This is a genomic window from Piscirickettsia salmonis LF-89 = ATCC VR-1361 (genome assembly GCF_000297215.2).
In the GTDB taxonomy this organism is placed as follows: Bacteria; Pseudomonadota; Gammaproteobacteria; order Piscirickettsiales; family Piscirickettsiaceae; genus Piscirickettsia; species Piscirickettsia salmonis.
Genome location: NZ_AMFF02000069.1, coordinates 64,609 through 70,268, shown reverse-complemented (window position 1 = coordinate 70,268; position 5,660 = coordinate 64,609). Strand labels below are relative to the sequence as shown.

Below are 5,660 nucleotides of genomic sequence, written 5' to 3'. Positions count from 1 at the left end.
AGCTCCTTGCAATGGATTTAGACTTTGAGAACCTAAATATTAATTGCAAACGGGCTGCTTTTTCAATAGGACCTTATATCGAACTCACGTTAGTTAGGCTAGTCAGGGCGTTTGTAATGAGTTTGTTCGCCTGTGCCCAGGTCGGTTTTAGATGGAATTTGTCTCGATATTGCTCAAGCAAGTGGAGATAGTGAGTGCGGGCAATGTTATGGACGCCCAGTGTTGCAAGGTGGGGGTTGAGTAATTGACAGTCAATGAGCACACCGTTATCGTTATGTTCACTTTTTAATAGGGCTATTAATGCTGCAAAGGCAACTTTAGAGGCATTGCTGGTGCATTGAAACATCGATTCACCGCTAAAAATGCCGCCAGTGCTGACACCATATAAGCCGCCGACAAGCTGCTGGTCTTGCCAGACTTCAATAGAGTGGGCATGGCCTGCACGATGAAGCTGAGTATATGCATGGATCATTGTGGCAGTGATCCATGTGCCTTGATGTGCATGCGCTTTGGCACAGCGATCAATGACTTTATTAAAGCATTGGTTAACAGTGACTTGAAATGCTTGCTTTTTGATTAATTTTTTAAGGCTACGTGAGAGATGGAAGTCACTTGGTGCTAATACAGCTCTTAGGCTTGGACTCCACCACAAGATGGGGTCTTCTTCAGTAAACCAAGGGAAGATACCGTGATAATAGGCCTTGATTAAACGTGTGGGGCTTAAATCCCCCCCGATGGCAAGCAAGCCATCAGGGTGAGTTAATGCTTGCTCGGGGCTTGGAAAATCATCGCGGTTAAGATCAAGCAAAAAGGGTAGTCTAGTGTTTAAATTCATCAAGGTAGCGCTCAGCATCAAGTGCTGCCATACAGCCAGTACCTGCGGAAGTGACTGCTTGGCGATAGATAGAATCGGCAACGTCCCCTGCGGCAAAGACACCCGGTGTGCTGGTCGCTGTTGCATTGCCTGACAGTCCACCTTTAATGGTGATATAGCCACTTTCCATATCAAGCTGATCTTGAAAAATAGCGGTATTGGGTGTATGGCCAATGGCAATAAAAACGCCATTAGTTGCAAGTTCTTTCGTTGATTGATCCTGCATGTGTTTTAAACGCACGCCGGTTACACCCTGCTCGTTACCCAGTACTTCGTCTAAAGTTGCATTCCACTCTATAGTGACGTTACCACCTTCTGTTTTGGCCATAAGCTTGTCGATTAAGATTTTTTCAGCACGTAGACTGTCACGGCGATGAACGAGCGTGACAGTCTTGGCAATGTTTGATAGATAAAGCGCTTCTTCTACCGCTGTATTACCACCACCAATCACGACAACATCTTGGTCACGATAGAAAAAGCCATCACAGGTGGCGCAGGCAGAAACACCACGTCCCTTATATGCTTCTTCTGAAGCTAAGCCTAAATATTTAGCAGAAGCCCCTGTGCAAATGATCAGGGCATCACAACTGTATTGACCAAAGTCGCCATTTAACAATAGGGGACGCTGTTTTAAATCAACTGACTGAATATGATCGAATATAACGTCTGTGCCAAAACGCTCAGCATGTTTTTGCATGCGCTCCATTAATTCTGGGCCTTGTACACCTTGATCATCGCCTGGCCAATTATCGACATCAGTGGTCGTTGTCAATTGCCCACCTTGTTGCATACCCGTGATAATCACTGGCTTTAAGTTTGCGCGTGCTGCATAAACAGCGGCAGTGTAGCCTGCTGGGCCAGAGCCTAAGATTAGTAAGTTAAAGTGCTTTCTTTCGCTCATTTGTTGTTGTGCTCCTTAATGAAATATTTCACCCATCATACGTGAAAAGCCCAGACTCTGGCTAGCCTTGTCCGATGTCTTTGGTTGTGACTCTTTTCGACGGTATTATCCTAGATTAATAACAGTTTGTTAAATTGTTTTTTTATATTAGACTCATCGCCATAGTCAATCAGGCTATTTTAGCCTAGCTTAACTTAATCTAGCTTAAATTAATCGGGGTGTTTAAAGTTAAGTATATTCAAGCAAAAGTGAGGGGCCTACATTGGAGTACGATTATCAAAGCATTCAGCATTCATTTTTATGGCAGCGCTTGCGTGAAGGTGGGCTGATTTTGCTGGTCGCCATTGGTGTGTTTTTGTGTATTGCATTGGTAACCTTCGATGTGGCTGATCCTGGTTGGCTCTCTTCTGGCATGAATGCGACGACGATAGCAAATGCCGGTGGACGAGTGGGCGCATGGTGTGCTGATGTACTGTTTGGTTTGTTAGGTTATTTTGCTTATACCATCCCTTTATTTATATTTTATGCTGTATATCGACTATATCGTGACTTACGGGCTACTTTTGACCCCCCATTGTTCATCTTGCGTGTCGCTGGCGGCTTGATTGCCTTATTATCTGGTAGTGCATTGTTAGCGTTGTTTGTTGCTCCTGCACATAGTGTTTTACCACAAGGTGCAGGAGGTATTCTTGGCATGTTGGTTGGTAAAGGGGTGATGAGTGCGTTTAATCTCACCGGTGCCACAGTATTACTGATTACGGCATTTCTTATTGCAATGACGTTATACTCGGGTATCTCTTGGATACGGCTTGTTTTAGGGCTTAAGGCCATGATTGCCTATGGAGTAAGCGCATTACGAGACAATTTGCAGCTGCAGATGGCACGTCTGGAGAGTTTTCGTGCTGAGCGTTTATTAAAGCGCCAGCAGGCTAAGCAAGAGAAAATGGCACTAAAAGCCGCCGCGAAAGAGAAAAAAAATACAGCTAAAATAAGTGGCGGTGATAAGAACCAGCAAGGCTCTAGAAAAACACCGTTACTCCCTGTACTTAGAAAAGAAAAAGCTATTAATTCACCTATGATTGATAATTGTTCAATTGAGAATGTGTACACTGAAAGTGATCAAGGTGATAAGAACGAAAAAGATGAACTGGAGCAGGCGCACTTTGATTTTGCTGTAAGGAGTGAGCTACAGGGTAAGGTGAGTAGTGCAGAGCAACCGGTTACTTTATCGCAGTCTAAAGCTAAAACTAAAGTTAAAGCTGAAATAATAGAGCGTGGACCATTAGACTTGCCTGATTTAGCTTTGCTTGATGAGGGCAACCAAGATAAAAAAGATTTGTATTCAGCCGCCGCATTGGAGGAGATGTCGCGTTTGGTTGAAGGGCGTTTGGCTGATTTTGGTGTTCAGGCGGAGGTGGTTGACGTCTGCCCCGGGCCGGTGGTTACCCGTTATGAATTAGAGCTCTCTCCCGGCATAAAAGCGAGCCGAGTGAGTAATTTGGCACAGGATTTGGCACGCTCTTTATTAGCACGCAGTGTGCGTGTGGTTGAAGTAATCCCAGGCAAATCAACCATTGGCGTAGAAATACCCAATGCAAAGCGTGAATTAGTGCGCTTTCGTGAAGTGCTGGAGGCAGATGTTTTTCAACAGGCGAGCTCGAGTTTGGTGCTGGCGCTGGGACGAGATATTGCGGGTGAGGTGGTGGTGGCTGACCTTGCGCGTATGCCACATTTACTCGTTGCTGGAACTACTGGCTCTGGGAAGTCGGTAGGCATGAATGCGATGGTCTTAAGCTTGTTATACCGAGCAACGCCTGCAGATGTGCGGATGGTCATGATAGACCCAAAAATGCTTGAGTTGTCTGTCTATGAGGGAATTCCTCATTTACTTACACCGGTGGTGACGGATATGAAAGAAGCTGCCAGTGCTTTACGCTGGTGTGTGGGAGAGATGGAGCGACGCTATCGGCTATTAGCGGCTTTAGGTGTACGTAATATCAAAGGTTATAATGATAAGGTGATCGCCGCGCAAAAGGCAGGCACACCGTTAGTGAATCCGTTAAAGATTAAAGCAGAGGGTGCAGAGCCTGAGTTATTGGCTAAATTGCCCTTTATTGTTGTTTTTATTGATGAATTTGCTGACATGATGATGATTGTTGGTAAAAAAGTTGAAGAGCTGATCGCGCGGATTGCACAAAAGGCGCGTGCAGCTGGGATTCATCTGGTGTTAGCGACTCAGCGCCCATCGGTGGATGTGGTGACTGGACTGATTAAAGCAAATATTCCAACGCGGATGGCCTTCCAGGTGTCTTCTAAAATCGACTCACGGACGATTATTGATCAAGCAGGTGCGGAGCAGCTATTAGGTCATGGCGATATGCTCTATTTGCCGCCAGGCAGTGGAGTACCGACACGCGTGCATGGCGCCTTTATTGATGATCATGAGGTACATGCGGTAGTGCGTCAGTTAAAGACGCAAGGGGTGCCTGATTATATTGCTGACTTGATTGATCACGGGAGTGGTTTGGATGATTACGGCCAACAAGCCGGTGAGGAAAATGCAGAGGAACAAGATGAGCTTTATGATCAGGCCGTTGAGTTTATTATTGACCAGCAAAAAGTGTCTGCATCGCTGATACAGCGGCGTTTTCGCATCGGCTATAATCGTGCTTCGCGTTTAGTTGAAACGATGGAGGCTGCAGGTTTAGTTTCTGATGGCCAACATGGCCCACGAGAAGTCTTAGTTTCATCGCAGGAGGGTGTTTAAACAGTGTTTAAAATTAAGCAGTTATTAATTCGAAGTGTGTTGTTTTTGCTATGCTACGCTATGGCGATAACCGTTTCTATTGCAGCAAATAACACAAGTAATCATGGCAATGCAGATCATAACAGTGATTTGTCAACGGCTGGGAGTTCCTACTTAGTAGAGTTTTTAAAAGCGGCCAAGACCTATCAGGCCGATTTTTGGCAAATTGGTGAAGCGTCTGCTGGTCGCCTAGAATGTGCTTATGGCCGTTTATTATTAAAGCAACCTGGGCAGTTACTATGGCAAGTTAAGAATATTGATTGTCAGCAAGTTCAAGCGCTCAAAGCTCCTACTGATCAGCAATGGGATCAGGTCATTTTAACAAAACAGCAGTCGGTTAAAATTTATCAGCCTTTACTTGAGCAAGTGATTGAGCGTTCATTAGGAAGTTTAGATGATGCGGTTCCAGTGAAATTGCTGACCGGGGCTTCGCTACAAGCACTTGCAGGCTTTGATGTGAGAGAGCAAAGCAAGTCGGATGATCAATCTCAATTATTTATTTTATCGCCAAAAAATAAGCAAAGCCTGGTTTCTAAAATTGAAATTGCTTTTAAAAATAAAGAACTCCAGCAAATGACAGTCTTAACGCCGTTAGGGCAGAGTACAAAATTGCAGTTTTTTAATATTAAAACTAATCAAATACTGCCCAGTTCATTATTTGAGCTTAAGTTGCCTAAGGGCATTGATGTAATTAAGCAGGGATAGGGGGAGTGAAGAGCGTAGTTGTAATGGTAAGACTATGTGTTGCACTAAAAAATAACTACATAGTCTAGCCAGTGTTCTTATACTCTTTAATTAATCACATACAAATTTGCTAATAAACTGATTGGTTGAATGTTGAGTTTTTATAAAAAAGAGAAAGCTTGATTGATACCCTGTCATGGCAGAAGACCTTATCTCCTTGATTTGATTTAGCTTTTCACTTAAAGGTAGGTCGCCTCTTTTAACAATCTGCATGATCTCAAATATCCGTTTAGGTATAGCGCTCGATCAACAGTTTCTGACCTACTATCAGTAGGTTAAAAAATACAATAAGGAAAAACGATGCCTTCTCTTACAGTTATGACTTAAGAATTCGA

General features: G+C 44.0%; 4 protein-coding genes. 2 read left to right on the top strand and 2 right to left on the bottom strand.

Features of this window, described 5'->3' with window-relative positions:
- Positions 1-73: 73 nt before the first annotated feature.
- Both aat and trxB read right to left on the bottom strand, forming a co-directional pair.
- Entirely contained in the window at positions 74-835 is a 762-nt protein-coding gene (aat, locus tag C200_RS07360) for a leucyl/phenylalanyl-tRNA--protein transferase (RefSeq protein WP_016211550.1), read from the bottom strand.
- Complete coding sequence (gene trxB, locus C200_RS07355; RefSeq protein ID WP_016211548.1) at positions 819-1,775, bottom strand: thioredoxin-disulfide reductase; 957 nt, start codon at positions 1,773-1,775, stop codon at positions 819-821. Before trxB ends, aat begins: the two co-directional genes overlap by 17 nt.
- 262 nt (positions 1,776-2,037) lie before the next feature.
- Between trxB and C200_RS07350 the strand changes: the two genes are divergently transcribed.
- Both C200_RS07350 and C200_RS07345 read left to right on the top strand, forming a co-directional pair.
- Complete coding sequence (locus tag C200_RS07350; RefSeq protein WP_016211549.1) at positions 2,038-4,542, top strand: DNA translocase FtsK; 2,505 nt, start codon at positions 2,038-2,040, stop codon at positions 4,540-4,542.
- A gap of 3 nt (positions 4,543-4,545) precedes the next feature.
- Positions 4,546-5,286 carry a LolA family protein gene (locus C200_RS07345; RefSeq protein ID WP_016211553.1) on the top strand — a complete coding sequence of 247 codons (741 nt, stop codon included), beginning with the start codon at positions 4,546-4,548 and terminating at the stop codon, positions 5,284-5,286.
- Positions 5,287-5,660: the final 374 nt, after the last annotated feature.

What these genes read in the sequence shown, in the direction of transcription:
- aat (WP_016211550.1), bottom strand. Translation starts at nt 835, where the DNA reads ATGAATTTAAACACTAGACTACCCTTTTTGCTTGATCTTAACCGCGAT.
- trxB (WP_016211548.1), bottom strand. Translation starts at nt 1,775, where the DNA reads ATGAGCGAAAGAAAGCACTTTAACTTACTAATCTTAGGCTCTGGCCCA.